Origin of the sequence: Pseudoxanthomonas sp. UC19_8, from assembly GCF_042700505.1 — a bacterium.
In the GTDB taxonomy this organism is placed as follows: domain Bacteria; phylum Pseudomonadota; class Gammaproteobacteria; order Xanthomonadales; family Xanthomonadaceae; genus Pseudoxanthomonas_A; species Pseudoxanthomonas_A winnipegensis.
The window spans coordinates 206886-233807 of the sequence record NZ_CP170559.1 but is presented as its reverse complement, the minus strand read 5'-3'; the positions used below and the strand labels follow the sequence as shown (position 1 = coordinate 233807).

Annotated in this window: 21 protein-coding genes and 1 pseudogene; 12 read left to right on the top strand and 10 right to left on the bottom strand. The window is 70.1% G+C overall.

Going from position 1 to position 26922, the window contains the following annotated elements; all coding sequences use genetic code 11:
- Positions 1–9: 9 nt before the first annotated feature.
- The 6 genes from rarD to ACFJIT_RS01005 form a co-directional block, all read right to left on the bottom strand.
- Positions 10–909: an EamA family transporter RarD gene (gene rarD / locus ACFJIT_RS01030; protein WP_379654731.1), complete on the bottom strand. Its 900-nt coding sequence runs from the start codon at positions 907–909 to the stop codon at positions 10–12.
- On the bottom strand, positions 906–1799 hold the full coding sequence (gene yedA / locus ACFJIT_RS01025) for a drug/metabolite exporter YedA (RefSeq protein WP_379655683.1): 894 nt from the start codon (positions 1797–1799) through the stop codon (positions 906–908). The genes rarD and yedA overlap by 4 nt, the downstream gene beginning before the upstream one ends.
- A gap of 363 nt (positions 1800–2162) precedes the next feature.
- Positions 2163–4370: a carboxy terminal-processing peptidase gene (locus tag ACFJIT_RS01020; RefSeq protein WP_379654730.1), complete on the bottom strand. Its 2208-nt coding sequence runs from the start codon at positions 4368–4370 to the stop codon at positions 2163–2165.
- 234 nt (positions 4371–4604) lie between these two features.
- Positions 4605–5615 (bottom strand): lipoyl synthase, encoded by a 1011-nt coding sequence (lipA, locus tag ACFJIT_RS01015; RefSeq protein WP_130516636.1) that lies wholly within the window; start codon positions 5613–5615, stop codon positions 4605–4607.
- A 791-nt stretch (positions 5616–6406) separates the two neighbouring features.
- Positions 6407–8605 carry a hypothetical protein gene (locus tag ACFJIT_RS01010; RefSeq protein WP_379654729.1) on the bottom strand — a complete coding sequence of 733 codons (2199 nt, stop codon included), beginning with the start codon at positions 8603–8605 and terminating at the stop codon, positions 6407–6409.
- 72 nt (positions 8606–8677) lie between these two features.
- Entirely contained in the window at positions 8678–9751 is a 1074-nt protein-coding gene (locus ACFJIT_RS01005; protein ID WP_379654728.1) for a 3-deoxy-7-phosphoheptulonate synthase, read from the bottom strand.
- A gap of 288 nt (positions 9752–10039) precedes the next feature.
- On the opposite strand from ACFJIT_RS01005, the pseudogene ACFJIT_RS01000 reads away from it, so the two are divergent.
- Positions 10040–11138 (top strand): annotated as a pseudogene (locus ACFJIT_RS01000) (DNA glycosylase AlkZ-like family protein).
- 107 nt (positions 11139–11245) lie between these two features.
- Here the strand turns inward: ACFJIT_RS01000 and groL are convergent.
- Positions 11246–12886 carry a chaperonin GroEL gene (groL, locus tag ACFJIT_RS00995; protein WP_130516578.1) on the bottom strand — a complete coding sequence of 547 codons (1641 nt, stop codon included), beginning with the start codon at positions 12884–12886 and terminating at the stop codon, positions 11246–11248.
- 62 nt (positions 12887–12948) lie between these two features.
- A complete protein-coding gene (groES, locus tag ACFJIT_RS00990; RefSeq protein ID WP_130516576.1) occupies positions 12949–13239 on the bottom strand; it encodes a co-chaperone GroES in 291 nt (96 codons plus the stop codon).
- Between the two features lie 611 nt (positions 13240–13850).
- Between groES and ACFJIT_RS00985 the strand changes: the two genes are divergently transcribed.
- The 6 genes from ACFJIT_RS00985 (at position 13851) to accC (ending at position 19858) form a co-directional block, all read left to right on the top strand.
- Positions 13851–14276, top strand: a complete 426-nt coding sequence (locus ACFJIT_RS00985) for a helix-turn-helix transcriptional regulator (protein WP_165424424.1) — start codon at positions 13851–13853, stop codon at positions 14274–14276.
- Between the two features lie 150 nt (positions 14277–14426).
- On the top strand, positions 14427–16718 hold the full coding sequence (locus ACFJIT_RS00980) for a protein-disulfide reductase DsbD family protein (protein WP_379654727.1): 2292 nt from the start codon (positions 14427–14429) through the stop codon (positions 16716–16718).
- A complete protein-coding gene (locus tag ACFJIT_RS00975) occupies positions 16715–17314 on the top strand; it encodes a TlpA family protein disulfide reductase (RefSeq protein ID WP_379654726.1) in 600 nt (199 codons plus the stop codon). Before ACFJIT_RS00980 ends, ACFJIT_RS00975 begins: the two co-directional genes overlap by 4 nt.
- A 242-nt stretch (positions 17315–17556) precedes the next feature.
- Positions 17557–18042: an acetyl-CoA carboxylase biotin carboxyl carrier protein gene (gene accB / locus ACFJIT_RS00970; RefSeq protein WP_130516571.1), complete on the top strand. Its 486-nt coding sequence runs from the start codon at positions 17557–17559 to the stop codon at positions 18040–18042.
- Between the two features lie 76 nt (positions 18043–18118).
- Positions 18119–18436 (top strand): four helix bundle protein, encoded by a 318-nt coding sequence (locus tag ACFJIT_RS00965; protein ID WP_379654725.1) that lies wholly within the window; start codon positions 18119–18121, stop codon positions 18434–18436.
- 54 nt (positions 18437–18490) lie between these two features.
- Entirely contained in the window at positions 18491–19858 is a 1368-nt protein-coding gene (gene accC, locus ACFJIT_RS00960; RefSeq protein ID WP_130516567.1) for an acetyl-CoA carboxylase biotin carboxylase subunit, read from the top strand.
- Between the two features lie 687 nt (positions 19859–20545).
- On the opposite strand, the gene ACFJIT_RS00955 is transcribed toward accC, so the two are convergent.
- On the bottom strand, positions 20546–20914 hold the full coding sequence (locus tag ACFJIT_RS00955; RefSeq protein ID WP_286575510.1) for a hypothetical protein: 369 nt from the start codon (positions 20912–20914) through the stop codon (positions 20546–20548).
- Positions 20911–21840 (bottom strand): hypothetical protein, encoded by a 930-nt coding sequence (locus ACFJIT_RS00950; protein ID WP_379654724.1) that lies wholly within the window; start codon positions 21838–21840, stop codon positions 20911–20913. Before ACFJIT_RS00950 ends, ACFJIT_RS00955 begins: the two co-directional genes overlap by 4 nt.
- Positions 21841–22077: 237 nt before the next feature.
- On the opposite strand from ACFJIT_RS00950, the gene prmA reads away from it, so the two are divergent.
- The 5 genes from prmA to purH all read left to right on the top strand — a co-directional run bounded on the left by prmA (position 22078) and on the right by purH (position 26803).
- Entirely contained in the window at positions 22078–23013 is a 936-nt protein-coding gene (gene prmA, locus ACFJIT_RS00945; RefSeq protein WP_379654723.1) for a 50S ribosomal protein L11 methyltransferase, read from the top strand.
- An 18-nt stretch (positions 23014–23031) separates the two neighbouring features.
- Positions 23032–23904 (top strand): DUF3426 domain-containing protein, encoded by an 873-nt coding sequence (locus ACFJIT_RS00940; RefSeq protein WP_379654722.1) that lies wholly within the window; start codon positions 23032–23034, stop codon positions 23902–23904.
- Positions 23905–24037: 133 nt separating this feature from the next.
- On the top strand, positions 24038–24307 hold the full coding sequence (gene fis, locus ACFJIT_RS00935; protein WP_130516561.1) for a DNA-binding transcriptional regulator Fis: 270 nt from the start codon (positions 24038–24040) through the stop codon (positions 24305–24307).
- A gap of 352 nt (positions 24308–24659) precedes the next feature.
- Positions 24660–25049: a VOC family protein gene (locus ACFJIT_RS00930; protein ID WP_130528207.1), complete on the top strand. Its 390-nt coding sequence runs from the start codon at positions 24660–24662 to the stop codon at positions 25047–25049.
- 131 nt (positions 25050–25180) lie between these two features.
- The gene (purH, locus tag ACFJIT_RS00925; protein ID WP_379654721.1) at positions 25181–26803 is read left to right on the top strand and encodes a bifunctional phosphoribosylaminoimidazolecarboxamide formyltransferase/IMP cyclohydrolase; all 1623 of its coding nucleotides are present in this window, start codon (positions 25181–25183) and stop codon (positions 26801–26803) included.
- Positions 26804–26922: the final 119 nt, after the last annotated feature.

Genomic DNA, 26922 nt, shown 5'->3' with positions numbered 1-26922 from the left:
GTGAGGCCATCAGCCGCGCCGGCGTCCGCGCCACAGGCTGTCGCCGACGAACACGCCCAGCGCCGCCCAGATCAGGGCGAAACCCAGGGCCCGCTCCAGCCCGAACGGCTCGCCGAACACCAGCACGCCCAGCAGCAGCTGCAGGGTCGGCGCGATGTACTGCAGCAGCCCGACCAGCGACAGCGGGATGCGCCGCACGCCGTAGGCGAAGCCCAGCAGCGGCAGCGCGGTGACCGCCCCGGCCAGCACCAGCAGCAGGTCGGTGCCCAGGCTCCAGTCGTGTACGAAGGCGCCGCCGTGCCCGGCCTCGCCCCAGGCCACCAGCGCCAGCGCCGGCACGAACAGGTACACGCTCTCCATGCCCAGTCCCGACACCGCATCGACCTGCACCAGCTTGCGCAGCAGGCCATAGGCGCCGAAGCTCAGGGCCAGGCCTAGCGCGATCCAGGGCGCGCGCCCGGCCTGCCAGGTCAGCCAGGCCACGCCGGCGGCCGCGACCGCCACCGCGATCCACTGCAGCCGCGTCAGCCGCTCGCGCAGCACCAGCACACCCAGCAGCACATTGACCAGCGGGTTGATGAAGTAGCCCAGGCTGGCCTCGACCACATGGCCGTTGTTGACCGACCAGATGTACAGCCCCCAGTTGCAGCTGATCAGCACCGAGGTCAGCGCCAGGGTGGCGCGTGCGCGCGGCTGGGCGGCGATCCGCCGCAGCCAGGCGCCGCGCTCGCGCAGGCACAGCCAGCCGACCACCAGCACGGCGCTCCAGACCACGCGGTGGGCGATGATCTGCAGCGACGGCACATGCTGCAGCAGCCGCCAGTACAGCGGGAACAGGCCCCACACCACGAACGCACCGACCGTGGCGGCCACGCCGCGCCGGTCCAGCATCGGCGCCGCCGCACTCATTTGCGCCGCACCTTGGCCAGCGTGATCACCACCACACCGACCACGATCACCGCCATCGCGCCCAGGTCGTGCGCGGTGAAGCGCTCATGCGCCAGCCACGCGCCCAGCGCTACGGCGATGACCGGATTGACGTAGGCATAGCTGCCGGCCAGCGCCGGGCGCACGTGATGCAGCAGCCAGACATAGGCGGTGAAGGCGATGACCGAGCCGAACAGCGCCAGGTAGACCACCGCCAGCACGCCCTCCAGCGGCGGCACGGCGTGCAGGCGTTCGCCGCGCAGCCAGCCGGCCAGCATGATCAACGTGCCCCCGCACAGCATCTGCCCGGCGGCGGCCATGAAGGGCGACGGCAGGTCGCGCCCGCGCGACCACACCGAGCCGAAGGCCCAGGCCATCGGCGCCAGCAGCAGGCAGACCAGCCCCTGCGGACTGGCGGTGAGCGTGCCGCCGGCGTTGAGCCACACCACCCCGGCGAAGCCCAGCATCAGGCCGAGCCACTCGATGCGCGTGGCGCGCTGGCCGCGCAGCAGGCCGAACAGCCCCATCCACACCGGCACCGAGGCCACCGCCACCGCCGCCAGGCCCGAGGACACCGTGGTCTCTGCCAGCACGACCAGCGCATTGCCCATGCCCAGCAGCAGCGCGCCCATGATGACCAGGTTCTTCCACTGCGCGCGCGTCGGCGCGGCCACCCCGCGTAGGCGCAGCACGCCCAACAGCAGCGCGCCGGCGACCACGAAACGCAGGCCCGAGGTCACCAGCAGCGGCGGCACGCCGTGCTCCAGGGCGATGCGGATCCCCAGATAGGTCGAACCCCAGACCACGTAGACCAGCAGCAGCGCGGCCGGCACGGCCAGGCCGCCGGTGCGCGGAGACGTGGCGGCGTGCATCGGGGAAGACATGGGGGTTCACCACAGCGCGGGGCCGCACAGTCTAGGGCCTGCCCCGCGCCTGGCTACACCCGCACCGGTGGAATCCGACGTTGCGGGCGCTCGCCCGGGCCCCAAACGACACGGGCGCCCCAAGGCGCCCGCATCCGATCATCGTCCGGCGGCCACCAACCCAAAGCTTCCGGAAATCTCCTACCGCCGTTACCGCGAACGCGGGAATGCCGGCTCCCCCCTGTAGAGCGGAGCTCGCTCCGCTGGGGCCTTCCCCACGAACTGAACGAAGAGCAGCGGAGCGAGCTCCGCTCTACAGGCAGACCGCTGCGAGATTTAAGGAGACAGCTGCTCCCGCCCGTGGCGACGCCCTCAATCCGCCCAGCTGCCCGACTTGGTCGACACCGGCAACACCTGCGCCGAGAGCTGCTTGTCCTGGCCCAGCACGCCGATCGCATCGCCCAGGATCGCGGCCGATTCGTGCAGCAGCGGATCGGGACGCTTGTCGGCCAGCTTCTCGCGCGCGGCATCCTTGACGATGTCGCGCTCGCTCGCGCCCAGGCCGTCGTCGGCCAGGTCGCCGGCCAGCGGGTCCAGCGGCATGCCCAGCTTCTTGCGTTCTTCCTGGCGCGACTTGCGCTGGGCTTCCTGGCGATCGCGCTCGGCCAGGCGTTCGGCCTCGTTGAGCGTCACGTACTTCTTGGCCTTCTCGGCGCGGAACTGGGCCACGTCCTCGGACCACCACTGGTATTCCAGGTCGTTCTTGACGCGTGCGTCGTGCAGGGCCTCCAGCTTCGGCAGCAGCGGGGCGAAGTTGCCGTACTGGGTGTGGCTGACCGGCGCGATCTTGGTCCAAGGCAGCGCGTTGTCGTAGGTGTCCTCGCCGTACTCGGTTGCATCGATGCTGGCCGGGAAGGCGATGTCCGGCACCACGCCCTTGTGCTGGGTGCTGCCGCCGGCCACGCGGAAGAACTGGGCGATGGTCAGCTTCAGCTGGCCGAAGCGCTTGCCGCCCTCGTTGGCCGGCCAGCGGTCCAGGTCGACCAGGTTCTGCACGGTGCCCTTGCCGAAGCTGGTCTCACCGATCACCAGGCCGCGGCCGTAGTCCTGGATGGCGCCGGCGAAGATCTCCGAGGCCGAGGCCGAGCCGCGGTTGATCAGCACCGCCAGCGGCCCGTCCCAGGACACGCCCGGAGTGGTGTCGCCGCTGACCGACACGCGGCCGCCGGATTCGCGCACCTGCACCACGGGACCCTGGTCGATGAACAGCCCGGTCAGATCGACTGCCTCGTCCAGCGAACCGCCGCCGTTGTTGCGCAGGTCCATCACCACCCCGTCGATGTGCTGGCCCTTGAAGCCGTCCAGCAGCTTGCGCACGTCGCGCGTGGCCGAGGTGTAGTTGTTCGGATCGCGGCGACGGCCCTCGAAGTCCTGATAGAACGCCGGCAGCTTGATCACGCCGATGCGCCGCTCCGGCGTGGTACCCGAGGCCGGCAGCGTCACGATCTCGCTCTTGGCGGCCTGCTCGGCCAGCTGCACCTTGTCGCGCACGATGGTCACCGTGCTGTGCGGGCCGTCCATGCCCGCCTCCGGCGCGATGAACTCCAGGCGCACGCGGGTGCCCTTCTTGCCGCGGATCAGATCGACCACATCGTCGGTGCGCCAGCCGATCACGTCGGTGAAGGCGCCATCGCTGCCCTGGGCCACGCCGACGATGCGCGCACCGGGCTGCAGCTTCTTGGACAGGTCGGCCGGGCCGCCCGGGACGATCTCGCGGATCACCACCGTGTCGTCCTGACGCTGCAGCACCGCGCCGATGCCTTCCAGCGACAGCGACATCTGCTGGTTGAACTGCTCGGCCGTCTTGGGCGTGAAGTAATCGGTATGCGGATCCACCGCCGAGGTATAGGCGTTGAGGAAGGTCTGGAACACGTCCTCGCTGTCCAGCTCGTCCACGCTGCGCTGGATGTTGGCGTAGCGCTTGTCCAGCGTCTGGGCGATGGCGTCGGGCTTCTTGCCGGCCATCTTCAGCCGCAGCCAGTCGTTCATCACCGACTTGCGCCAGATCGCGTCGAGCTCGGCGCTGTCCTTGGCCCACGGCGCCTTCTCGCGGTCGTACTCCCAGCGCTCGTGGGTGGTGAAATCGAAGTCCGGCTTCTTCAGCAGGCTGCGCGCATAGGCCACCCGCTCGCCGACGCGCTGGCGGTAGACCTGGAAGATGTCGTAGGCCGGCGAGAGCTGGCCGCTCTTGATCGCATCGTCCAGCCGCGTGGACAGCGGCATGAAGCCCTCGATGTCCTTGGCGGTGAAGAACTGCTTGCCGCCGTCCAGCGCATCCAGGTAGCGCTTGTAGACGTCCTGGGACAGCGCATCGTCCAGCGCGCGCGGGCGGTAGGCGTAGCGGCTGTCGGAGAGCAGGCCGTAGACCAGCTTGGAGGTGGTGGACTGGTCGGCGGTCGGCCCCATCGGCACCACGCTGGTGCTGGCCGGCTTGCCGGGTGTCGCGTCAGGCCGCGCCAGCAGCGCCACCGGGGCGGTCAGGGCCAGGGCCAGCAGGGTCAGGGTGAGCTTGGCTTTCATTCGATGGACTCGCGGCCGCGGGGCCGGTGGAAGCGTGTGGGGAAAGATGCGTGGAACGTTGACAACGCCACAGTGCCGAAAGTTGCGCGGGCTGTCACGCACGATGCGCGCCTAGGGGGGAGGCGGTTCCGCAATGTGAACGCGCCCGCACAAGGCGCCCATACGACACCGCCGCCAGGCTTAAGGGCCAGGCGGCGGGACAGGGTGCTGCGCAGGTCGGGGCTGGGGCGCGGATCAGGCGGCCACGCCCGCGCCGGCGGCCTGCTGGTCGGCGTGATAGGACGAGCGCACCATCGGGCCCGAAGCGACGTGGCTGAAGCCCAGCTCGTAACCATAGACCTCCAGGGCCTTGTAGTCCTCCGGCGTCCAGTAGCGCAGCACCGGGTGGTGGTGCGGGGTGGGCTGCAGGTACTGGCCGATGGTGATCATGTCCACCTCGTGCGCGCGCAGGTCGCGCATGGTGGCCTGGATCTGCTCGAAGGTCTCGCCCAGGCCGAGCATGATGCCGGACTTGGTCGGGATCTCCGGGTGCTGGGCCTTGAACTGCTTGAGCAGGGTCAGCGACCACTGGTAGTCCGCGCCCGGACGGACGTTGCGGTACAGGTCCGGCACGGTCTCGATGTTGTGGTTGAAAACGTCCGGCGGATTGGTCGCCAGGATCTCCAGCGCGCGCTCCATGCGTCCCTTGCCGCGGAAGTCGGGCGTCAGGATCTCGATGCGGGTGCCCGGCGACTTCTCGCGGATCGCGCCGATGCAGTCGACGAAATGCTGGGCACCGCCGTCGCGCAGGTCGTCGCGGTCCACGCTGGTGACCACCACGTACTTCAGCCCCATGTCGGCCACGGTATTGCCCAGGCTGGCCGGCTCATTGGCATCGGGCGGCTTCGGCCGGCCGTGGGCCACGTCGCAGAACGAGCAACGGCGGGTGCAGACCTCGCCCAGGATCATGAAGGTCGCCGTGCCGTGGCCGAAGCACTCATGGATGTTCGGGCAGCTGGCCTCCTCGCAGACGGTGACCAGGCGGTTCTCGCGCAGCTTGGCCTTGAGGTTGGCCACGGCGTTGCCCGAGGGGATGCGCACGCGGATCCAGGAGGGCTTGCGCAGCACCGGCGCGTCGGCGAACTGCACCGGCGAGCGGCCGATCTTGTCGCCGCCCAGCTGCTTGGCGCCGGTCTCCAGTGAGGCGGCGGCGGTGGGCGCAGTGACGACCTGCAACGGGATCTGGCGGGGAGCGGGCGTGTCCATGGCGTCATTCTATCGCCTCGGGCCCCGCCCCCGCCGCCGCGCGCGTCCCGCCCCACGGAACGCAGCAATGCGATGTGGGAGCCGGGAGGTGGTAGGAGGTGGTAGGAGGTGGGAAGTGGGAGCTGCCAAGGCGGCGATGAGGCTCCACCGACGATACCCATCGCCGCCATTGCCCCAAAAGCCGCAAAGGCATTGCGCTCCCTCGGGGACTGTTCTCCCGGTCAAGAATCTCGGCCTGTGGGCGTTTCGACTTCGGAGGGGCAGCGGTCCAGCGGGCGGCATCCGCTGATCCCTCAATCAGGGCATCCTGCCCTGATTCGGGCGCTCGGCATCCTGCCTCGCGCGTCGCGGCCCCCGCCCGCCGGCCCGCTGTCCCGCGCGTCAGGTCACAGGGCTTCGGTTTGCGCCCCCTTGCGCGCAGCGCAGGGGAGGGATGGGGAGGGGTCGGGGCTTTACCGGGCGAGCCACAGAAGCAGGAGCAAAAGCCCCCTCCCCGGCCCTCCCCTTCGCCTGCGGCGAAAGGAAAGGGGCAAGGCGCTGCTTGACGCCTTCGAGTCGAAAGAAGTCCCGATCCATGAGCCGAGGAGCCGGGCCGGCCGGGTCGAGGTTGCTCGCCGAAGTCGGCTCTATCGACCACGCGACCCGGAAAACAGGCAATAAAAAGCCCGAAACAGCTTGCGCCAGTTCCGGGCCTGCTCCCTCCCCCACGTCGGGATGCGGGTCAATCCTGCGCCCCCCGCGAGGACATTGCACGCTGCAGTGCAAAACGAACGCCTGCTGCAAGCTGAACCTCAATCCAGATAGCCCGGCTGGGCCTCGTACCAGCGCTTGGCGCCCAGCACATGGAAGGTATGGGCGCCGTTGCGCAGCTCCACCGCCGCGCCCAGCACGCCCCAGCGCGCGTAGAGATCGCCCTGGGCCTTGTCGCGGCCCTGCAGGCGGAAGCGCCCGACCAGGTCGAAGCGGTCGTTGCGCGCGTCGATATCGTCCAGCACCAGGTCGTGCTGGCGCCAGCGCACGCGCGTGGACGCCCGCACCGTGCCGGCATCGACCAGCTTGACCATCCAGCCCGGGTAATCGCGATCCTGCGAGAACAGGTCCAGCAGGAAGCCCACGTCCTTCATCTGCGTGGACACCGTGCCCTGCACCGCCAGTCGCTCGTCAGCCACGTCCATCTGCGCGCGCGGCAGCGACACGTTGGCCCACCAGCCGCTGCGGCTCAGCCCGGCATGGGCGAAGCTGATGTTCTTCAGCGCGACCGTGCTGCCATCGACGGCGAACCGCTGGCGCTGCAGGTCGGCGCGCTTGAGCCGCAGGTCCACGTCCACATCGCCGCGCATCGCCAGCCCCGCCGCCCGCACCTGGGCCGCGCGCGCGGCGATGCGCACCTGGCCGTTGCCCGCCTGGCCGGCCGCATCCAGCGCCAGCTGACCGGTCAGCGTGCCCGAGCCTCCGTCGAAGCGCAGATGGTCATTGGGCAAGAAGCGGTTGTACGCCCGCAGGTCCGGCACCTGCGCATTGGTGAAGGTCGCCTGCGCCTTGAGCGACTCGCGCGCCTTGGCCAGGTCGGCGTCGCTGTCGGTATGGAGCTTGAGGTCCTTGCCGCGGATGTAGGGCCGCTTGAGCTGGTCGATCGCGGCGACGCTGTAGTCGGTCAGCGCCACGTCCACGCGCGAGCGCGGCCGCCCGCCCTCGCCGGCTTCCAGCCGCGCCTTGGCGCTGCCGGTGCCGGTCACGCGCTGGGCCACTACATCGGCCTGCGCCTGCACGTGCGGGATCTCCAGGTGGCTGCCCACGGCCAGCACGCCGTGGTCCAGCGTGACATCGCCCTGCACCCGCCCGGCGCCGTCCAGCGACAGCCAGGGCACGTTGACGAACAGCGAGGTGACCCACTTGAGCGAACTGAACTGCCATTGCCCGGCCAGCCGCCCGGACGTGCGCGGCAGCAGCGTGCGCGGCTGCTCGAACGGGATCCGCGTGCCATCGGCGCGCAGGTCCGCGTCGAGCGCCAGCACGCCGTCGGTCTGCGGCGGCATGTTGGCCTTCAGATGCAGGTCGCGGTCGACCGAGAGCTGGGCGGTCAGCGTGCTGCGATGCACCTGCCCGTGCACATCGGTGATCACCACCGGCATGCGCCAGGACAGCACGCCGCCCGGGGCCAGTTCGGCCCGCACCAGCTTCAGCGCCCCCTGCACGCGGCCCTGGCCGGGCTGCAGGGTCAGTTCGAGCTTGCCCGCGTCGCTCTGCCGGGCCGCCAGCGCCGGCGTGCCGCCGGCCACGTCGAGCGCGATGCGCATGCGCCGCAGCTTCTGGATGCCCTTGGCCTGGGCGCGCGTGGTCGGCGTCATCGCGAATTCGCTGCCCAGCGTGGCGTCCTCCAGCAGCGCGACCTGGCCATAGCCCAGGCGCAGATGTTCGAAGTGCGCGGTGGAGGGCAGCAGCTCGGCCGGGCCGCCGCGCAGGCGCTTGGTGAAGCCCACCTTGGCCTTGCCCTGCCCCTCCAGCGTCAAGGGCCCGAGCGTGCCGCCGCGCACGCTGTCGCTGGTGATGGCCGGGAAGTTGAGCAGCCAGCCCCCCGGGCGCACCGGCGGCGGCGGGATCTCCTGCGCCACGCTGGCGATCTGCCCGGTCACCTCGGTGGCGCGTACGCGCGGCACATAGACTTCCTTGTGCACCAGGTTGAGCAGCGAGATGTGCCCGGCCACGCGATCGGCCTGCATGGTCCACACCACGCGCCCGACATGGCCGCGCAGCGACACCTTCCACAGCACGATCTCGCCCGGCCACCAGGTCAGCGCCGGGCCCCAGTGCATGGCGAACTTCTCCGGCTTGCGGTTGACGCTCCACGGCCCCAGCGGCGTGTTGAGGTAGAGGTTGCCGGCGACCAGATAGGCCGCGTAGCAGCCCAGCAGCAGCCAGGCCAGGCGCCGCATCCAGCGGCGCAGGGGGGATGGACGGCGCTGGGCCGTCGCGGCGTCGGAAGCATTCATCGGGCCAAGCATGCCCGACGCGTGTGTTCAGGACGTATGCGCGGCCCGGCGCAGCCACCGGGCCGCGCGCGGTCATGCGGCCTGCGCGATCCGCCGGGCGCGACGCGCCCGCACGCCGGCGGCCAGGCGTTCGAGTACGGCCACCGAATCGTCCCAGCCGATGCAGCCGTCGGTGATGCTCTGGCCATAGGTCAGCGGCTGACCCTCGATCAGGTCCTGGCGGCCGCCCACCAGATGGCTTTCCACCATCACCCCGACGATGCGCTCCTCGCCGGCGGCCAGCTGGGCCACCAGATCCTCGACGACCTTGGGCTGGTTCTCCGGTTTCTTGCCGCTGTTGGCGTGGCTGGCATCGATCATCAGGCGCGGCGCCGGGCCGTTGTGCGCCAGCACCTCGCTGGCGGCCTGCACGCTGGCCGCATCGAAGTTGGGCACCTTGCCGCCGCGCAGGATCACGTGGCAGTCCGGGTTGCCGGTGGTCGAGGCGATCGCCGACTGGCCGTGCTTGGTCACGGCCAGGAAATGATGCGGATGCGAGGCCGCGCCGACCGCGTCGACCGCGATCTTCACATCGCCGCTGGTGCCGTTCTTGAAGCCCACCGGGCAGGACAGGCCGCTGGCCATCTCGCGGTGGATCTGGCTCTCGGTGGTGCGCGCGCCGATCGCGCCCCAGGCCACCAGGTCGGAGATGTACTGCGGCGAGATCACGTCCAGGTACTCGCAGCCGGCCGGCAGGCCGAGCAGGTTGATCTCGCGCAGCAGGCTGCGCGCGGTGGCCAGGCCCTCGTTGATGCGGAAGCTGCCGTCCAGCCGCGGGTCGTTGATCAGGCCCTTCCAGCCCACCGTGGTGCGCGGCTTCTCGAAGTACACGCGCATGATGATTTCCAGTTCGCCGCCCAGCGCATCGCGCAGCGGGCGCAGCCGGCGCGCGTAGTCCATCGCCGCGGCCGGGTCGTGGATCGAGCAGGGGCCGATCACCACCGCCAGACGGTCGTCGCGGCCGTGCAGGATCTCGTGCAGCGCCGCGCGCGCGGCGGCGACGGTGTCGGAGGCGACGTCATCGCAGGGAAACTCCGTCATCAGCTCGGCCGGGGTATGCAGGGGCTCGATCTTGCGGATGCGCAGGTCGGAAGTGAGCGGGGCCATCTTGAAGTCTCGTGTCGTCGGATCGGTGGGGTACGTGGACCGCCGGGCTGGCAACAAAAAAGCCGCCAGGGTTGCTGGCGGCTTTCGGGATGCGTCTGAAGGGTTTCTTCAGGGTGAACGCGCTCCTTCCTCCGCCTGTGGCTTCGGAAACCAAAAGTAATAGCGGGCGCGGGGTGCGTTCATGGGCAGCATTGATACCACGGCTTTTGCGCCGGCGCGACTGTTTCATCGGCAACTCAGGCAATGCGCGATCGGGCCGATCCTTCGCCACATGATTCAATGCCGCCCATGCCTGCCCCGCCCCGACTGGAAGACCTGCGCCGCTACGCGGTCGCGCGCAGCCTGTTCACCCCGACCACGCTGGCCGGCGCGATCGCGAAGCTGGGCTTCGTCCAGGCCGATCCGATCCGCGCCCCGGCACGCGCGCAGGACCTGATCCTGCGCCATCGGGTCAAGGACTACCGCGCCGGCGACCTGGAGCGCCGCTACGCGCGGCTGCAGGTGGAAGAGGACTTCCTGGTCAACTACGGCTTCCTGCCGCGCCCCCTGCTGGCACTGCTGCATCCGCGCCAGGTCAAGGCCGCCTGGGACGCGCAGACCCGGCGACGGGCCAACGCGGTGTTGGCCTTCGTGCGCGCGCACGGCGCGGTGCATCCGCGCCAGGTCGAGCAGCACTTCGCCCATGGCCGCGTGCGCAACTACTGGGGCGGCTCGAGCAATGCCACCACCCAGCTGCTCGACGGCCTGCATTACCGCGGCCTGCTGCGGGTCAAGCGGCGCGACAGCGGCACGCGGGTCTACGAGGCCGTGGCCCATGCGCCGGCGGACGACGCGCCGGCCGCCCGCGCCGAACGCGCCGCGGCGCTGCTCGACCTGGTGGTGCGCAAGTACGCGCCGCTGCCCGCCGCCAGCCTGGGCTACCCTGGCGCGCCTGCTCGGCGGCGGCGCGCCGCATCTGAGCGACGAACTGCGCGATGCCCTGCGCCTGGCGCGCGAGCGCCTGGCCCAGGTGCGCATCGACGGCACCGACTGGTACTGGCCCGCCGACGAACATCCGCGAGCGCGCCGTTATCGCTTCGACGAGCAGCTACGCCTGCTGGCGCCCTTCGACCCCATCGTCTGGGACCGGCGCCGCTTCAGCCTGTTCTGGGACTGGACCTACAAGTTCGAGGCCTACACCCCCGCGGCCCGGCGCCAGTTCGGCTACTACGCCTTGCCGATGCTCTGGCGCGGGCAGGTGATCGGCTGGGCGAACCTGACCTGGCGCGAGGGCCAGTTGGAGGCCGCGACCGGCTATGCGGCGGGCGCGGCGCCCAGCGACGCGGCCTTCGCTCAGGCGCTGGACGAGGAGCTGGCACGCATGCGGCAATTCCTCGCACCGCGCTGAGGTCGCCAAGCCACGCGCGGAGCGCGGTCGACGCCGGAAACGAAAAGACCCCGCCTCGCGGCGGGGTCCTTGTCGTACAGCAGCAGCGGTGAGGCTGCGCGGCGGACTTAGAAGTCCATGCCGCCCATGCCACCCATGCCACCGCCCGGCGGCATCGCCGGCTCTTCCTTCTTCGGCGACTCGGCCACCATGGCTTCGGTGGTGATCATCAGGCCGGCGATGGACGCGGCGTTCTGCAGCGCGGTGCGGGTCACCTTGGTCGGATCCAGGATGCCGAACTCGACCATGTCGCCGAACTCGCCGTTGGCGGCGTTGTAGCCGAAATTGCCCGAACCGTCCTTGACCTTGTTGACGATCACGGAGGGCTCTTCACCGGCGTTGGTGACGATCTCGCGCAGCGGGGCTTCCATGGCGCGCAGGGCGATCTGGATGCCGTGGTTCTGGTCTTCGTTGATGCCCTTGATCTCGCCGATGTTGGCCTTGGCGCGGATCAGCGCGACGCCGCCGCCCGGGACCACGCCTTCTTCCACCGCAGCGCGCGTGGCGTGCAGGGCGTCTTCGACGCGGGCCTTCTTTTCCTTCATCTCGATCTCGGTGGAGGCACCGACCTTGATCACGGCCACGCCGCCGGCCAGCTTGGCCACGCGCTCCTGCAGCTTCTCGCGGTCGTAGTCCGAGGAGGTCTCCTCGATCTGCGCCTTGATCTGCTTGATGCGCGACTCGATGCCCGCGGTGTCGCCGGCGCCGTCGATGATGGTGGTGTTCTCCTTGGAGACCTGCACCTTCTTGGCGCGGCCCAGATCCTTGATCGTGGCCTTCTCCAGCGACAGGCCCACTTCCTCGGAGATCACGGTGCCGCCGGTCAGCACGGCCATGTCTTCCAGCATCGCCTTGCGACGGTCGCCGAAGCCCGGCGCCTTGACGGCCACGACCTTGACGATGCCGCGGATGGTGTTGACCACCAGGGTCGCCAGGGCCTCGCCCTCGACTTCCTCGGCCACGATCAGCAGCGGCTTGCCGGCCTTGGCCACGCCCTCGAGGACGGGCAGCAGGTCACGCACGTTGGAGATCTTCTTGTCGTGCAGCAGGATGAACGGGTCGTCCAGGTCGGCCGACTGGCTCTGCTGGTTGTTGATGAAGTACGGCGAGAGGTAGCCGCGGTCGAACTGCATGCCCTCGACCACGTCCAGCTCGTTCTCCAGGCCCGAGCCTTCCTCGACGGTGATCACGCCTTCCTTGCCGACCTTCTTCATCGCCTCGGCGATGATGTTGCCGATCGACTCGTCCGAGTTGGCCGAGATCGTGCCGACCTGGGCGATGGCCTTGTCGTCGGCGGTGGGCTTGGAGATGTTCTTCAGCTCGGCGACGGCGGCGGTCACGGCCTTGTCGATGCCGCGCTTGAGGTCCATCGGGTTCATGCCGGCGGCGACGGCCTTCATGCCTTCGCGGATGAAGGCCTGGGCCAGCACGGTGGCGGTGGTGGTGCCGTCACCGGCGTTGTCGGAGGTCTTGGAAGCGACTTCCTTGACCATCTGCGCGCCCATGTTCTCGAACTTGTCGGCCAGTTCGATCTCCTTGGCGACGGACACGCCGTCCTTGGTGATCGTCGGGGCGCCGTAGCTCTTCTCCAGCACGACGTTGCGGCCCTTCGGGCCCAGGGTGGCCTTGACGGCATTGGCGAGCACGTTCACGCCGCGCACCATGCGCGAGCGGGCGTCTTCACCGAAACGAATGTCCTTGGCAGCCATTGCGTATTACCTCGATTGTTCTTGGATGATGGGAATGAGAGAAAGCGGACGTCGCGCCGGCCTTAGCCGATGGTCGCGAAAATGTCGTCTTCCTTCACCACCAGGTACTCGGTGCCGTCCAGCTTCACTTCCGTGCCGCTGTACTTGCCGAACAGGACCTTGTCGCCGACCTTGACCTGCGGGGCGCGCACCGAACCGTTGTCCAGGATCTTGCCGGCGCCGACGGCGACGACCTCACCCTTGATCGGCTTCTCGGTGGCCGAGTCGGGGATCACGATGCCGCCCGCGGACAGCTTTTCTTCTTCCATACGCTTGATGACCACGCGGTCGAACAGCGGCTTGATGTTGCTCATGTCAATCCTCTTAAGTGATTGATTGGACTAGGAAAGGGCCGGCGATGTTAGCACTCGTCCATGACGAGTGCCAGCACACCGGGAACGCCAAGACCCAGCGCCAGGACGGCTCGGGGGGCTGACAGGGCAGATGGGGCGCTCGGGCGGGCCTTTCAAGGCGGCCGGCGAGAATTTCTTGCGGAGGCGCCTGCGGCAGACGGGGCGATTCGCTACCGCCCAAAAAAGAAGCGCACGCATGTGCGGCATGCGTGCGCTTCATAGGGAATGGTTGTGGAATCCGATTCCGTCGCGCCTTGACGTGCGCCAACTCCCCCCGCCGACGTCCTGTCAGTGCCAGCGTCCTGCCGGCAGGCATAGAGATACCAATGCGGTTGGGCGAAGCCAAGCCTGTAGCCGACCTAAACGCAGGAAAACTAGTGAGCACAAGGCGCGCAATCCCGCCGAAACCCTTTGTTAGCGCGCTATGGAAAACTTTTGGTTACCAAAAGCGCACCACGTATGCCTATTTTTGGTCACTACGTTAGTATCACTATCCTTTTCCATTCCGATCCGTGGAACGTTTGGCTATGGTCACAAAAGTTTCTGGATGGCGATCGCCACGGAGAGGTTTGATGGATGCACCCGAGCGAGTCCGCATGGCGCGGCGCCTTGCCGGTCTCTCGCAAAGTCAGTTGGCAGAATCCGTCGGGGTGCAGCGCAGCGCCGTGAGCCATTGGGAGTCTCCCAAGGGCAAGAGTCCCAGTGTCTCGCACCTGCGTGAAGTAGCGCTGGCGACGGGCACGCAGTTCGAGTGGCTGGCCACCGGCCGCGGCGCGATGACGCTCTCGCGCGAGGTGGAACTGGATTCGATCGCCACCGCCGAGGCCATCCTGGTCGAGGACCCGCTGGAGTTCCGCCTGGTGCGCGCCTTTCGCGAGGCGCCGCTAAAGGCGCGCCTGTCGTTGCTGGAAGTGATGGAAACCCTGGCCCTGCAGCGCACCGGGCGCCCCCGCACCCGCAGTCCCGGCCGCCCGGGCGGCGACGCGCGCGGCGGCTGAGCGATCCGGCCCGGCCCGCGGCGCGCGGGCGGCGATCGACCTCAGGCCCGGTGCCGGGAAGGCCCAGACACCGGATCGGCGGCAAGCCCACGCCCCTTGCAACACAGTGGCGCCGCCTGCGGGACCGGCCGCTCCGCTAAGCTTGGCCGCATGTCGCTGATCTCCCGTCTGGCCCGTCCGCTGGCCCTGCTCGCCCTGCTCGTCCCCACCCTGCCGGCCACGGCGGCCGACCCGTCCGAGCTGCTGCCGGTCGACCAGGCCTTCGTGCTGGGCGCCCAGGGCAAGCCGGACGGCATCGTCCTGCACTGGAAGATCGCCGACGGCTATTACCTGTACCGGCAGCGGATCTCGGTGGAGGCGCAGGGCGGCGGGTTCACGGCCGGCGCGCTGCAGCTGCCGGACGGGGACAAGCACGTCGACGAGTTCTTCGGGCCGGTGGAGACCTACCGCAAGCAGCTCGATGCGCTTCTGCCGGGCAAGGCCACGACCGCTGGCCAGGTCACGCTGAAGGTGCGCTACCAGGGCTGCGCCGATGCCGGGCTGTGCTATCCGCCGCAGACCCGCACGCTGCAGGTGGCGGTTCCGGCCGCCGCGGCGTCCGGCGCCGGCACGGGGCTGGGCCTGCCGCTCGGCGGCGCCTCGGCCGGGGGATCGACGCTGCTGGGCACGCAGGCCGCCGTGCCGGGCGCCACCGATGCTGCCCCCCTGCCCGAGGCGCAGGCCTTCGCCTTCGAGGCCATCGCCGACGGCGGCAATCAGCTGCTGCTGCGCTTCACCCCGGCCAAGGGCTATTACCTGTACCGCGACCGCACCCAGCTAGCGCTGCACGGCGCCGAGGGGCTGTCGCTGGGCGCGCCGCGCTGGCCGCCGGGCAAGGCCCATCGCGACGAGCACTTCGGCGAGGTCACGGTGTACTTCGACCAGGTCGAGGTGCCGGTGCCGGTGATCCGCGACCGCGCCGACGCGGCCAAGGCCACGCTGGAGGTCACCTTCCAGGGCTGCCAGACCGATGGCATCTGCTATCCGCCGATGACCCGCCAGGTCGCGCTTGCGCTGCCGGCCGGCACGGTGACGCCGCCCGAGGCGCGCGCCGTCGCGCTGGCCGCGCCGGTGGCGCTGGAAGCCGGCACCGCTGCCCCGGCGGCAACGCCACCGGCTCCGGCCGAGGTGCCGCGTTCGACCCCGCCGCCGGAGGCGCTGGCGCGCGCCGACCAGGGCGCCGGCGGCGCGTCCGGCTGGGCGCTGGCCCTGGTCGCGGCCTTGCTCGGCGGGCTGATCCTCAACGTGATGCCGTGCGTGCTGCCGGTGCTCTCGCTCAAGGCTTTGTCCCTGGCCGAGAGCGGACGCGGCCGGGCGCGGGCCGGCGCCCTGGCCTATACCGCCGGCGTGCTGCTGAGCTTCCTGCTGGTCGGCGGCGTCGCGCTGGCCCTGCGCGCCACCGGGCAGGCGCTGGGCTGGGGCTTCCAGCTGCAGCAGCCGCTGGTCACCGGCGCGCTGGCCTATCTGATGTTCGCCGTGGGCCTGAGCCTGTCGGGCGTGTTCGCCGTCGGCTACGGGCTGGCCGGTGTCGGCCGCGGGCTGACCGAGCGCGGCGGGCTGTCCGGCGATTTCTTCACCGGCGTGCTGGCGGTGGTGGTGGCCAGCCCGTGCACGGCGCCGTTCATGGGCTCGGCGCTGACCTTCGCCTTCGCCGCGCCCGTGCCGGTCGCGCTGGCGGTGTTCGCGCTGCTGGGCCTGGGCCTGGCACTGCCGTTCCTGCTGATCGGGCTGGTGCCGGCGCTGGCCGCGCGGCTGCCGCGCCCGGGCGCGTGGATGGACACGCTCAAGCAGGTGCTGGCCTTCCCGATGTATCTGACCGCGGTGTGGATGCTGTGGGTGCTGGGCAAGCAGCGCGGCATCGACGCGGTCGGCCTGGCCCTGGTCGGCCTGGTGGTGCTGGCGCTGGGGCTGTGGGCGTTCCAGCGCGTGCGCTTCCAGACCGCGCCGCTGCGGCGCGGCCTGGCGGTGGTGGTGCTGATCGCCTCACTGGTGCCGCTGGTGCTGCTGCACCGGCTGCCGGCCGCGAGCACGCCCGCGGCCACCGCGGCGGCCGACGGGATCGAGCCCTATTCGCCGCAGCGCCTGGACGCGCTGCGCAAACAGGGCCAGGTGGTCTTCGTCGACATGACCGCCGACTGGTGCGTGACCTGCAAGGCCAACGAGAAGGCCGTGCTGTCGGGGGATGACTTCAAGCAGGCGATGCAGTCGGCCGGCGCGGTGCTGATGCGCGGCGACTGGACCAATGTCGATCCGCAGATCACCGCCTTCCTGCAGGCGCACAAGGCGGTGGGCGTGCCGCTGTACGTGGTGTTTCCGAAGAGCGGCGGCGAGGGCGAGGTGCTGCCCACCGTGCTGACCACGCCGATGGTGCGCGACGCCCTGCAGCGGGCCTCGGCACGGTGAGCGCCCGGGTGGTGCTGGTGGCCGTGGCCGCCGGCGTGCTCGGCGTCGCCGCCGGGTGGTGGTGGCAGGGCGCCGGTTCGCGGCGCCCTGCCACCGAAGCACCTTCCCCTGCTCCCGCCACCCCCACGGTGCCGATGGCCGCGGTCGGCGAGGCGATGCCTGCCCTCGTCCTGCCCGATCCGCACGGCAAGTCCGTCGATCTGGCGCAGCTGGCCGGCGGCCGGCCGCTGCTGATCAACGCCTGGGCCAGCTGGTGCGCGCCCTGCGTCAAGGAGATGCCGGAGCTCGACCGCTTCGCCGCGGCCCAGGGCGCGCGCGGCGTGCAGGTGGTCGGCCTGGCACTGGACAGCGCGCAGAACGTGCAGCAGTTCCTGCAGCGCGTGCCGGTGCGCTATGCGCTGGTGCTGGACACGCCCGGCCCGGCCGATGCCAGCGTCCGGCTGGGCAACCGGGCCGGCGTGCTGCCCTACAGCGTGCTGGTCGGCGCCGATGGGCGCATCCTGCGGCAGAAGGTCGGGCCCTTCGCCGACGGCGAGATCGAGCGCTGGATCGGCGCTGCGGCGCCGGCGGCCGCGCAAATTCAAACGCGCGATTAAATCGCCGCAAAGTTCGGCGAACTGGACAGCATTGCCAGCTTCCTCCAGACTGCCGCCTCCTCGCGGAGCGCGCCATGGCCGACCAGCAGCATCGATCCCTTCGCCGCGCAGCCTGGCCCCGCGTCTGCACGCCGGCGGCCACGGCCGCACCAGCGCGCGCCTGCCGCGCCTGATCCGCGCCCCCGGCCCATCCGCCGGGCCCGCCACCTCCTCCTTATCGCGTTCAACCACCGAGGCCTTTCATGGACCTGCGCAAGATCAAGAAACTCATCGACCTGCTGGAAGAATCCAATCTCGCCGAAATCGAGATCAAGGAAGGCGAGGAGTCCGTCCGACTGGCCCGCGTGCCCAAGGGCGGCTACGCCGCACCCGCCGCCGCGCCGGTGAGCTATGCCGCCGCGCCCGCGCCGGCCGAGGCCAAGGCCATGCCGATGAGCTCGCCCACCGAGGCCTCCACCGGCGGTGCGGCCAAGCCCGCCAGCGGCCTGCCCGAGGGCCACGTGCTGCGCTCGCCGATGGTCGGCACCTTCTACACCTCCCCGGCCCCGGACAAGCCGGCCTTCGTCACCGTCGGCCAGCAGGTCAAGGCCGGCGAGACGCTGGCCATCATCGAGGCGATGAAAATGTTCAACCCGATCGAGGCCGACCAGTCCGGCACCATCGTCGCGGTCATGTGCGAGAGCGGCCAGCCGGTGGAGTTCGATCAGCCGCTGTTTGTTATTGGCTAAAGACAGGGATTGGGGAATGGAGAATGGGGAATCGTCAAAGCGACCGCACGAGCGGCTCGACGTTTGGCGCGACTCCATGGATCTGGTGGAACGCATCTACCGACTCTCCGAAGCGTTTCCGGCCACGGAACGCTTCGGGCTGACGGCGCAGCTGCGCCGCGCAGCGGTGAGCATCCCCGCCAACATCGCCGAAGGCGCGGCGCGCCGCTCCACTCCCGAATACCTGCGCTTCCTGTCGATCGCGCGCGGCTCGCTGTCCGAGGCCAGCACGCATCTGCAGATCGCACACCGGCTCGACTACACCTCCGATGCCGCCTCACTGGACGGGTTGATCGACACGATCTTCGCCAAGTTGACCGCATTGATGAATGCCTTAGGCAAGCGCGGAGATTGACGATGCAGACCGTCCTCCATTCCCGATTCTCCATTCCCAATTCCCGGCCTTCCCATGCTCGATAAAGTCGTCATCGCCAACCGTGGCGAGATCGCGCTGCGCATCCTGCGCGCGTGCCAAACCCTGGGCATCCGCACGGTCGCGGTCCACTCCACCGTCGATCGCAACCTCAAGCACGTGGCCATGGCCGACGAGTCGGTGTGCATCGGCCCGGCGCCCTCGGCCGAGAGCTACCTCAACATCCCGCGCCTGATCGCCGCGGCCGAGGTCACCGACGCCCAGGCCATCCATCCCGGCTACGGCTTCCTGTCGGAGAACGCCGACTTCGCCGAGCGCGTGGAGGAGTCCGGCTTCATCTTCATCGGCCCCAAGGCCGACACCATCCGCCTGATGGGCGACAAGGTCGAGGCCATCCGCGCGATGAAGTCCGCCGGCGTGCCCTGCGTGCCGGGCTCGGGCGGCCCGCTCGGCGATGACATCGTGACCAACACCAAGATCGCCCGCGAGATCGGCTATCCGGTGATCATCAAGGCGGCCGGCGGTGGCGGCGGGCGCGGCATGCGCGTGGTGCATGCCGAAGGCGCGCTGAAGTCCTCCATCGAGACCACCAAGGCCGAGGCCAAGGCGGCCTTCGGCAACGGCGAGGTCTACATGGAGAAGTACCTGGAGAATCCGCGCCACGTGGAGATCCAGGTGCTGGCCGACGGCCAGGGCAACGCCATCCATCTGGGCGAGCGCGACTGCTCGATGCAGCGCCGCCACCAGAAGGTGGTCGAGGAAGCCCCGGCGCCGGGCATCACCCCGGCGCTGCGCGACGAGATCGGCAAGGTCTGCGTGGATGCGTGCATCCGCATCGGCTATCGCGGCGCAGGCACGTTCGAGTTCCTGTTCGAGGACGGGCGCTTCTACTTCATCGAAATGAACACCCGCATCCAGGTCGAGCATCCGGTCACCGAGATGGTCACCGGCATCGACCTGGTGTGCGAGCAGCTCAAGATCGCCGCCGGCCAGAAACTGTCGATCAAGCAGAGCGACATCGTCTTGAACGGCCACGCCATCGAGTGCCGCATCAATGCCGAGGACCCGGAGACCTTCATGCCGCATCCGGGCCTGATCCAGCACTTCCATCCGCCGGGTGGCCCCGGCGTGCGCGTGGACACGCACATCTACGAGGGCTACCGCGTGCCGCCGAACTACGACTCGATGATCGGCAAGCTGATCGTGCACGGCCCCGACCGCGAGACGGCCATCGCGCGCATGCGCGTGGCCCTGAGCGAGACGGTGGTCGAAGGCATCCGCACCAACATCCCGCTGCAGCAGCGGATCATGCGCGACAAGGGCTTCCAGGCCGGCGGCCAGAACATCCACTACCTGGAAAAGCGCCTGGCCGAGCGCAAGACCAAGGCGATCTCGCTGACCTGATCGGGTCAGCGCATTGTCTGGAAGAAGGATATTCGCCGGAGCGCGGGGCCGATAACACGGACTCCGCCCACCAGCGTCGACCCGACCGGGCGCGGCTGCTCGGCTCAGCCCTCGATGGCTCGCTCCTGGAAAGGATCGACCCCGCGTGATGCGCTGCTGTGGGAGCGCCTGTCTCCTCAAATCCAGCAACGACCTGCCTGTAGAGCGGAGCTTGCTCCGCTGCTCTTGGTTCGGTTCGTGGGAAAGCCCCAGCGGAGCGAGCTCCGCTCTACGAACTCTTCGTTTCTGTGACTTGCCCGGGAAAGCCCCAACCCCTCCCATCCCTCCCCTGCGCTGCGCGCAAGGGAGGGGGCCTCAAGTCGATACCTTCCCGTCACTGATCGCGTTGTGCGCGAGGAAGGGTTCGAGCGCCCCCGCAAACCGAAGTCCTGTGACATGACGCGTGCGGCAGCGGGCCGGCGGGCGGGGGCCGCGCCTAGCGAGGCAGGAGCCGAGCGCCCGAATCAGTGCAGAATGCCCTGATTGAGGGATCAGCGGCCCCCGCCCGCCGGACCGCTGCCCTTCCGAAGCCACAAACGCCCTCCCCCCACAGCGCTCCTCAAAAACGGGAAGGACCAAGAAAAAGGCCGGCATCAAGCCGGCCTTTTCGTCTCCGCGCATACCGAAATAAGCGCGATACCGAGACGCTCAGTGCTTGGCCGGCGCCGGCTGCGCGGTCCCCGGCAGCGGCTCGGTGCCGAGCGCCGAGCTGGGGCTGACCACCATCACCGTCTCGGTCGAGCCATCCGGCCAGACGATCTGGAAGGTCGAACCCGGCTGCAGCGAAGAGAACGGCATCCCGCTCTGTGCCCGGTAGAGCGCGGCGATCTCGGCCGCGCCGGCACGGCGCGTGTCGCGTTCGGAGGTCACCGACGTCAGCTGGATCTTGGACAGACCGCGGTAGCGCTCCTCGGCCGTGTCGAGGATCACGATCCCGACCGCACCGACGGTATAGGCCACGAACAGCACGGCCCAGCCCCAGGTGCGCACGCCTTTCAGAAAACGCCGCTGCTTCATCTTGCTTCTCCTTGCCTGGTCGACTGCACCAGACGATTGACCATCGTGTCGATCGTGTCGGCGCCCTGGCGCGGCACGGCCGCGTCCATCACGAACGCCGGGAAATCCTGATTGGCATCGCGCGAGCAGATGCCGCCGTTGGCGCAATAGCGCGTCATCAGCGCGCTGCGCGGCCCGCACGCCAGCCCCAGCCTGCAGGCGGCCAGCTGCCAGGCCAGCTCGGCGAAGGACGTGCCGGCCACCATGTCCTGATAGGTGTCATCGCCGCTGGCCGCCGCGCCCAGCGCGCCGGACAGCGCCAGATAGGCCTGCGGATCGCCCGCATCCAGCACACGCTGGACCAGCGCGCGCTTGTACGCCGCCGAAGGCTCCAGCGGCTGGCCCAAGGCCAGCAGCGAGGCCTCGGCCGCCAGCTGCCCGCCGCGCGCGGCCTGCCGGCGCGCCGCGACGATGCGGTCGCGGCTGACGCCGTCGGCCGGCGAATAACCGCTGCAGCGCGAACCCATGCGCGCGCGCGCCTGCGCCATCGCCGCGCCGGCCTGACCGGCCAGGCCGGCGATGGCGCGGGTATCGGCGTCGAAGGCCTGCGGATCCTGCGCATAGCCGGCGCAGTACTCGTCGACCTGGCTGGCGACCCAGCGCGCCTGCACGTCGCCGGCGTCGGCCGCGACCTGCAGACGCTGGCGGTAGTCGTGCAGGTCCGGGACCTGTTCGAACGCGGCGGACAGATCGGCCGGCAGACCGTGCAGCGGAATCGACGTCCCGCGCCGGGCCTGCTCCAGCGCCGACAGCGCCACGACCGGCAGGCTGTGCAGCGGCGCCTGCGTACCGGCATCGGCCTCCAGCGCCGCATGCCGCGCACCGCGCGTGGCGGTCATCGCCCACGCCAGCGCCGCCGCCAGGGCCAGCCCGGCAGCGCAACGCATTGCAGTGCTGCGAAACACCAGATGCCTCATCGTCGAGACGACACGCGCGGGAAGCCAGAAAAGAGGCGTGACCGCCACCGGCGCAGGGCGCGGCGGGTCACGGCGGCCGGCAGTCTAGCCCATGCCCGGCGCCGGGTCCTCGCCCAGGCGCGGCAGAGCGGACCTGCGTCCCGGTTCTGGGCCTGTCCGAGGGCAATGGTCTAGCATGCCCGGCCCCCTTGCCCGCCTGACACGCCCATGCCATTCCTCGAACTCTCCGTCCCCTGCAGCGAGGCCCGCCAGCCACGCTACGAGACCGCGCTGGAGGACCTGGGCGCGCTCGCCGTGACCCTGGTCGATGCCGACGCCGAGACCAGCAACGAGCGCGCGATCCTGGAACCGGGCGTGGGCCAGACGCCGCTGTGGGAGGCGCTGGTGCTGACCGCGCTGTTCCCCGAGGAGACCGACGCCCTGGCCCTGCTGGCGGCGCTGGAGGCCTTCGATCCGGGGCTGGACTGGACCCAGGCGAGTTTCCGCATCGTCGCCGACCAGGACTGGGAACGCGCGTGGCTGGACCAGTTCCAGCCGATGGTCTTCGGCGCGCGCACCTGGATCGTGCCGTGGAACCATGACCTGCCCGAGGCCGCCCAGGCCGCCGACGCGGCCGTGGTCCGGCTGGACCCGGGGCTGGCCTTCGGCTCGGGCACGCACCCGACCACCGCGCTGTGCCTGCAGTGGCTGGACGCGCTGGCCGGCGAAGGGCGGCTGCAGGACCAGACCGTGCTCGACTTCGGCTGCGGCTCGGGGATCCTGGCGCTGGCCGCGCTGAAGCTGGGCGCCGAAGGCGCGGTGGGCGTGGACAACGACCCGCAGGCGCTGATCGCCACCCACGACAACGCCGAGCGCAACGCGGTGCAGGCGCGGCTGCAGGTGTTCCTGCCGGCCGACGAGCCGGCGCGCACCTATCCGGTGGTGGTGGCCAACATCCTGGCCTCGGCGCTGGATGCGCTGGCCGATACGCTGGCCGCGCGCGTGGCACCGGGCGGACGCCTTGCCATGAGCGGCATCCTGCACGGCCAGGAGGAGGAACTGCTGCAGCGCTACGCGCCGTGGTTCACCGAGCTGCGCGCCACCCGGATGGAGGACTGGATGCGCATCGACGGCGTGCGCCGCACCGGGGCCGCGCCGGCCTGAACATGCTTGAATAAGGCGATGAGCGCCTGCCCGCACTGCCACCTGCCGCTGCCGACCGAGCCGGGCAGCGGCGCGTGGCCGGCGCATTGCCCGCGCTGCGGCCAGGCGCTGGGCGAGGCGCCCCGAGCGGCCAGCATCGCCAGCCTGCTGCGCGCGCCGCCGCAGGGCGAGGTGGGCCACTTCACCCGGCCCGCGCCGTCTTCCGACCCGCCCGCCGCGCCGGCCGCGCCCGCTGCCGAAGCGCCGCGCGCCGTTCCCGAACACCTCCCCACAGAACCTCCGGCGGCCGCGCAGGCCGCCGTCGTGCAAGACCCTTCGATGATCGATCCCGACTCCCGCGATTCCACCGCCACCGAGGCACCGACCGCCGACACGCCGCAGGCCGCCCCGAGCTTCCTGCGCACTGCGGCGCCGGTGGCGCGGCCTCCGGTGCCGGGCTGGCAGTGGGCGATCCTGGCCGCGCTGGGCGCGCTGCTGGCGCTGCAGCTGCTGGTGGCCGATCGCGCGCGCCTGGCCCAGGACGCGGCCTGGCGCCCGACCCTGGAGCGACTGTGCGGTGCGCTGCGCTGCACGCTGCCGGCGTGGCAGCAGCCGCGCGACTACACCATGCTGACCCGCGACGTGCAGCCGATGGCCGATGCCGCCGGCATGCTGCGCGTGCGCGCCACCTTCCGCAACGACGCGCCTTGGCCGCAGCCCTGGCCGGCGATCGTCCTGTCGCTGTCCGATGCCGACGGCCGCGTGACCGGCGCACGCGCGCTGCTGCCCAGCGATTACCTCGAGCCTGGCCTGCGCGGGACAACGCTGGCCCCGGGCCAGAGCGGCCAGATGACCGTACCGGTGCGTGAACCGGACGGCGGCGCGGTTGCCTTCGCCTTCGAATTTCGCTGAACACGCGAAGAAGCGACGCAGCGCGCGTGCGCCCGCCGCGGCCACGCGCTAGACTCGCTCCCCCGCCGCGCTCCGCCTCGCGTGTCGAACGCCGGCCGGGTTCATTTCGATGCGACAAACATCCGGGGATGCCTTGAACGCCACGACCCGCCAGGACTCCAGTCGTGGCACGCCAAAGTCGCCGTTGCGCGAACACGTTGCCCAGTCGGTGCGCCGCTACCTGCGCGACCTCAACGGCTGCGAGGCCGACGACGTCTACGAGATCGTGCTGCGCGAGATGGAAATCCCGCTGTTCGTCGAAGTGCTCAACCATTGCGAAGGCAACCAGAGCCGCGCCGCGGCCCTGCTGGGCATCCATCGCGCCACGCTGCGCAAGAAGCTCAAGGACTACGGGCTGACCTGAGCGGTCGGTGGCCCATCGACATCCGGCGCGGCGCAGCACGCGCACGCTTTCGCTGACGATCCACATCGTGCGCATCCGGACGCGCGCCTGGCGCACCACGCGCCCCACGCTGCGCACGGCGCAACAAGCAACAAACACGTCACACCCGCACTGCGAAGCCGGCCAGAAAGCGAACGGTCGAGCGGATCGCTGACCTGCATCTCTTGCGAACAGGCACCGCGCACACGGCGGAGCCAGCGGTGGCCAGCAACGCGCCGTCGCCATGGCAGGAGCGCCTGCCACGACAGGCCGGCGGCATAAACTCTCGCCGAGGCAGGTTCCCGAACCCGATGGACAGGCAGAGGCATCCGACATGATCGACCACACCGGCATCGCCGTCAGCGACTACGAGAGAAGCAAGGCGTTCTACACCCAGGCGCTCGCGCCCCTGGGCTACCGCCTGCTCATGGAAGTGAGCGCGGAACTGACGGGCAGCCACGACATGGCCGGCTTCGGGGAGCCGCCCAAGACCGACTTCTGGATCAGCAGCGGCGGCCCCAACCGGCCGGCGATCCACATCGCGTTCCGGGCCGCCGACCGCGCGGCGGTCGATGCCTTCCATGCCGCGGCCCTGGCGGCAGGCGGCATCGACAACGGGGGCCCGGGCGTGCGGCCGCACTACCACCCCCACTACTACGGCGCCTTCGTGCGCGACCCGGACGGCCACAACATCGAAGCGGTCTGCCACTCGGCACCCGCCTGATCACCCGCGCGCTGCGGGGCATGGACTGCGAAGCCACTGCCTGGCAGCGGCGCGAGCCGGGACAGCCCGGCGGCAGCCACGGGCCGCGGGGCTCTACAATATCGCCCCCGCGTCGCTTCCCACTCCTGACCATGTCTTCCGATCTGCTGCCCGTGCGCCGGGCCCTGCTGTCCGTTTCCGACAAGACCGGCCTGCTCGAGCTGGCCCGTGCGCTGGCCGCGCGCGGCGTCGAACTGCTCTCCACCGGCGGCACCGCCAAGGCGATCCGCGACGCCGGCCTGCCGGTCAAGGACGTGTCCGAGGTCACCGGCTTCCCCGAGATGATGGACGGCCGGGTCAAGACGCTGCATCCGCTGGTGCACGGCGGCCTGCTGGGCCGCGCCGGCCTCGACGATGCGGTGATGGCGCAGCACGGCATCGCCCCGATCGATCTGCTGGTGCTCAACCTCTATCCGTTCGAGGCGGTCACCTCCAAGGCCGACTGCACGCTGGCCGACGCGGTGGAGAACATCGACATCGGCGGCCCGGCGATGCTGCGCAGCGCGGCCAAGAACTTCGCGCGCGTGGCCGTGGCGACCTCGCCGGACCAGTACGCCGAACTGCTGGCCGAGCTGGACGCCCACGACGGCCAGCTCTCGGCGGCCAAGCGCTTCGCGCTGTCGGTGGCCGCGTTCAACCGCGTGGCGCAGTACGACGCGGCGATCAGCAACTACCTGTCCTCGTGCGTGGGACCTTCCGCGGAGGCCGGCACCGCCGCACGCGGACAGGCCATGGAGGCCGCGCCGGAGCGTTCGCTGTTCTCCGCGCAGGCCAACGGCAACTTCGTCAAGGTGATGGACCTGCGCTACGGCGAGAACCCGCACCAGCGCGCCGCCTTCTACCGCGACCTGTATCCGGCGCCCGGCTCGCTGGCCACCTTCGCCCAGCTGCAGGGCAAGGAGCTGAGCTACAACAACATCGCCGACAGCGACGCGGCCTGGGAATGCGTGCGCCAGTTCGACGCGCCGGCCTGCGTGATCGTCAAGCACGCCAACCCCTGCGGCGTGGCCGTGGGCGCAGGCACCGGCGATGCCTACGAGCTGGCCTATGCGACAGATCCGACCAGCGCCTTCGGCGGCATCATCGCCTTCAACCGCACGCTGGACGCGGCCACGGCCAAGGTGATCCTGGACCGCCAGTTCGTCGAGGTGCTGATCGCGCCGGACTACGAGCAGGGCGCGCTGGACTACGCCACCAAGAAGGCCAACGTGCGCGTGCTGCGCATCCCGCTGGCGCCGCCTTCGCCGCATTTCATCGACACCAAGCGCATCGGCTCGGGCATGTTGATGCAGACCGCCGACGACCGCGTGGTGACCCGCGACGAGCTGAAGGTGGTGACCCAGCTGGCGCCGACCGAGGCGCAGTTCGAGGACCTGCTGTTCGCGTGGAAGGTGGCCAAGTTCGTCAAGTCCAACGCCATCGTCTACGCCAAGGACCACCGCACGATCGGCGTCGGCGCCGGGCAGATGAGCCGGGTGTACTCGGCGCGCATCGCCGGCATCAAGGCGCAGGACGCCGGCCTGGTGGTGGAGGGTTCGGTGATGGCCAGCGATGCGTTCTTCCCGTTCCGCGACGGCATCGACGCCGCCGCGCAGGCCGGCATCAAGGCGGTGATCCAGCCCGGCGGCTCGATGCGCGACGGCGAGGTGATCGCCGCGGCCGACGAGCACGGCATCGCGATGGTGTTCACCGGCGTGCGGCACTTCCGGCACTGAGAAGCCGGGATTGGGGATTCGGGATTGGGGATTCGCAACAGCGAAGCCCCTTCCAGACCCACGATCCCGCCTCTGCTTCTAACGAATCCCCAATCCCGAATCCCCAATCCCAGCCCCCC

Coding starts and splice junctions, on each gene's coding strand:
- rarD (WP_379654731.1), bottom strand. CDS start 909: ATGAGTGCGGCGGCGCCGATGCTGGACCGGCGCGGCGTGGCCGCCACG.
- groES (WP_130516576.1), bottom strand. CDS start 13,239: ATGAGCAACATCAAGCCGCTGTTCGACCGCGTGGTCATCAAGCGTATG.
- ACFJIT_RS00930 (WP_130528207.1), top strand. CDS start 24,660: ATGATCGACCACACCGGCATCGCCGTCAGCGACTACGAGAGAAGCAAG.
- purH (WP_379654721.1), top strand. CDS start 25,181: ATGTCTTCCGATCTGCTGCCCGTGCGCCGGGCCCTGCTGTCCGTTTCC.
- ACFJIT_RS01020 (WP_379654730.1), bottom strand. CDS start 4,370: ATGAAAGCCAAGCTCACCCTGACCCTGCTGGCCCTGGCCCTGACCGCC.
- ACFJIT_RS00985 (WP_165424424.1), top strand. CDS start 13,851: ATGGATGCACCCGAGCGAGTCCGCATGGCGCGGCGCCTTGCCGGTCTC.
- groL (WP_130516578.1), bottom strand. CDS start 12,886: ATGGCTGCCAAGGACATTCGTTTCGGTGAAGACGCCCGCTCGCGCATG.
- accC (WP_130516567.1), top strand. CDS start 18,491: ATGCTCGATAAAGTCGTCATCGCCAACCGTGGCGAGATCGCGCTGCGC.
- ACFJIT_RS00940 (WP_379654722.1), top strand. CDS start 23,032: ATGAGCGCCTGCCCGCACTGCCACCTGCCGCTGCCGACCGAGCCGGGC.
- ACFJIT_RS00965 (WP_379654725.1), top strand. CDS start 18,119: ATGGATCTGGTGGAACGCATCTACCGACTCTCCGAAGCGTTTCCGGCC.
- ACFJIT_RS01005 (WP_379654728.1), bottom strand. CDS start 9,751: ATGGCCCCGCTCACTTCCGACCTGCGCATCCGCAAGATCGAGCCCCTG.
- accB (WP_130516571.1), top strand. CDS start 17,557: ATGGACCTGCGCAAGATCAAGAAACTCATCGACCTGCTGGAAGAATCC.
- ACFJIT_RS01010 (WP_379654729.1), bottom strand. CDS start 8,605: ATGAATGCTTCCGACGCCGCGACGGCCCAGCGCCGTCCATCCCCCCTG.
- prmA (WP_379654723.1), top strand. CDS start 22,078: ATGCCATTCCTCGAACTCTCCGTCCCCTGCAGCGAGGCCCGCCAGCCA.
- lipA (WP_130516636.1), bottom strand. CDS start 5,615: ATGGACACGCCCGCTCCCCGCCAGATCCCGTTGCAGGTCGTCACTGCG.
- yedA (WP_379655683.1), bottom strand. CDS start 1,799: ATGCACGCCGCCACGTCTCCGCGCACCGGCGGCCTGGCCGTGCCGGCC.
- ACFJIT_RS00955 (WP_286575510.1), bottom strand. CDS start 20,914: ATGAAGCAGCGGCGTTTTCTGAAAGGCGTGCGCACCTGGGGCTGGGCC.
- ACFJIT_RS00950 (WP_379654724.1), bottom strand. CDS start 21,840: ATGCGTTGCGCTGCCGGGCTGGCCCTGGCGGCGGCGCTGGCGTGGGCG.
- ACFJIT_RS00980 (WP_379654727.1), top strand. CDS start 14,427: ATGTCGCTGATCTCCCGTCTGGCCCGTCCGCTGGCCCTGCTCGCCCTG.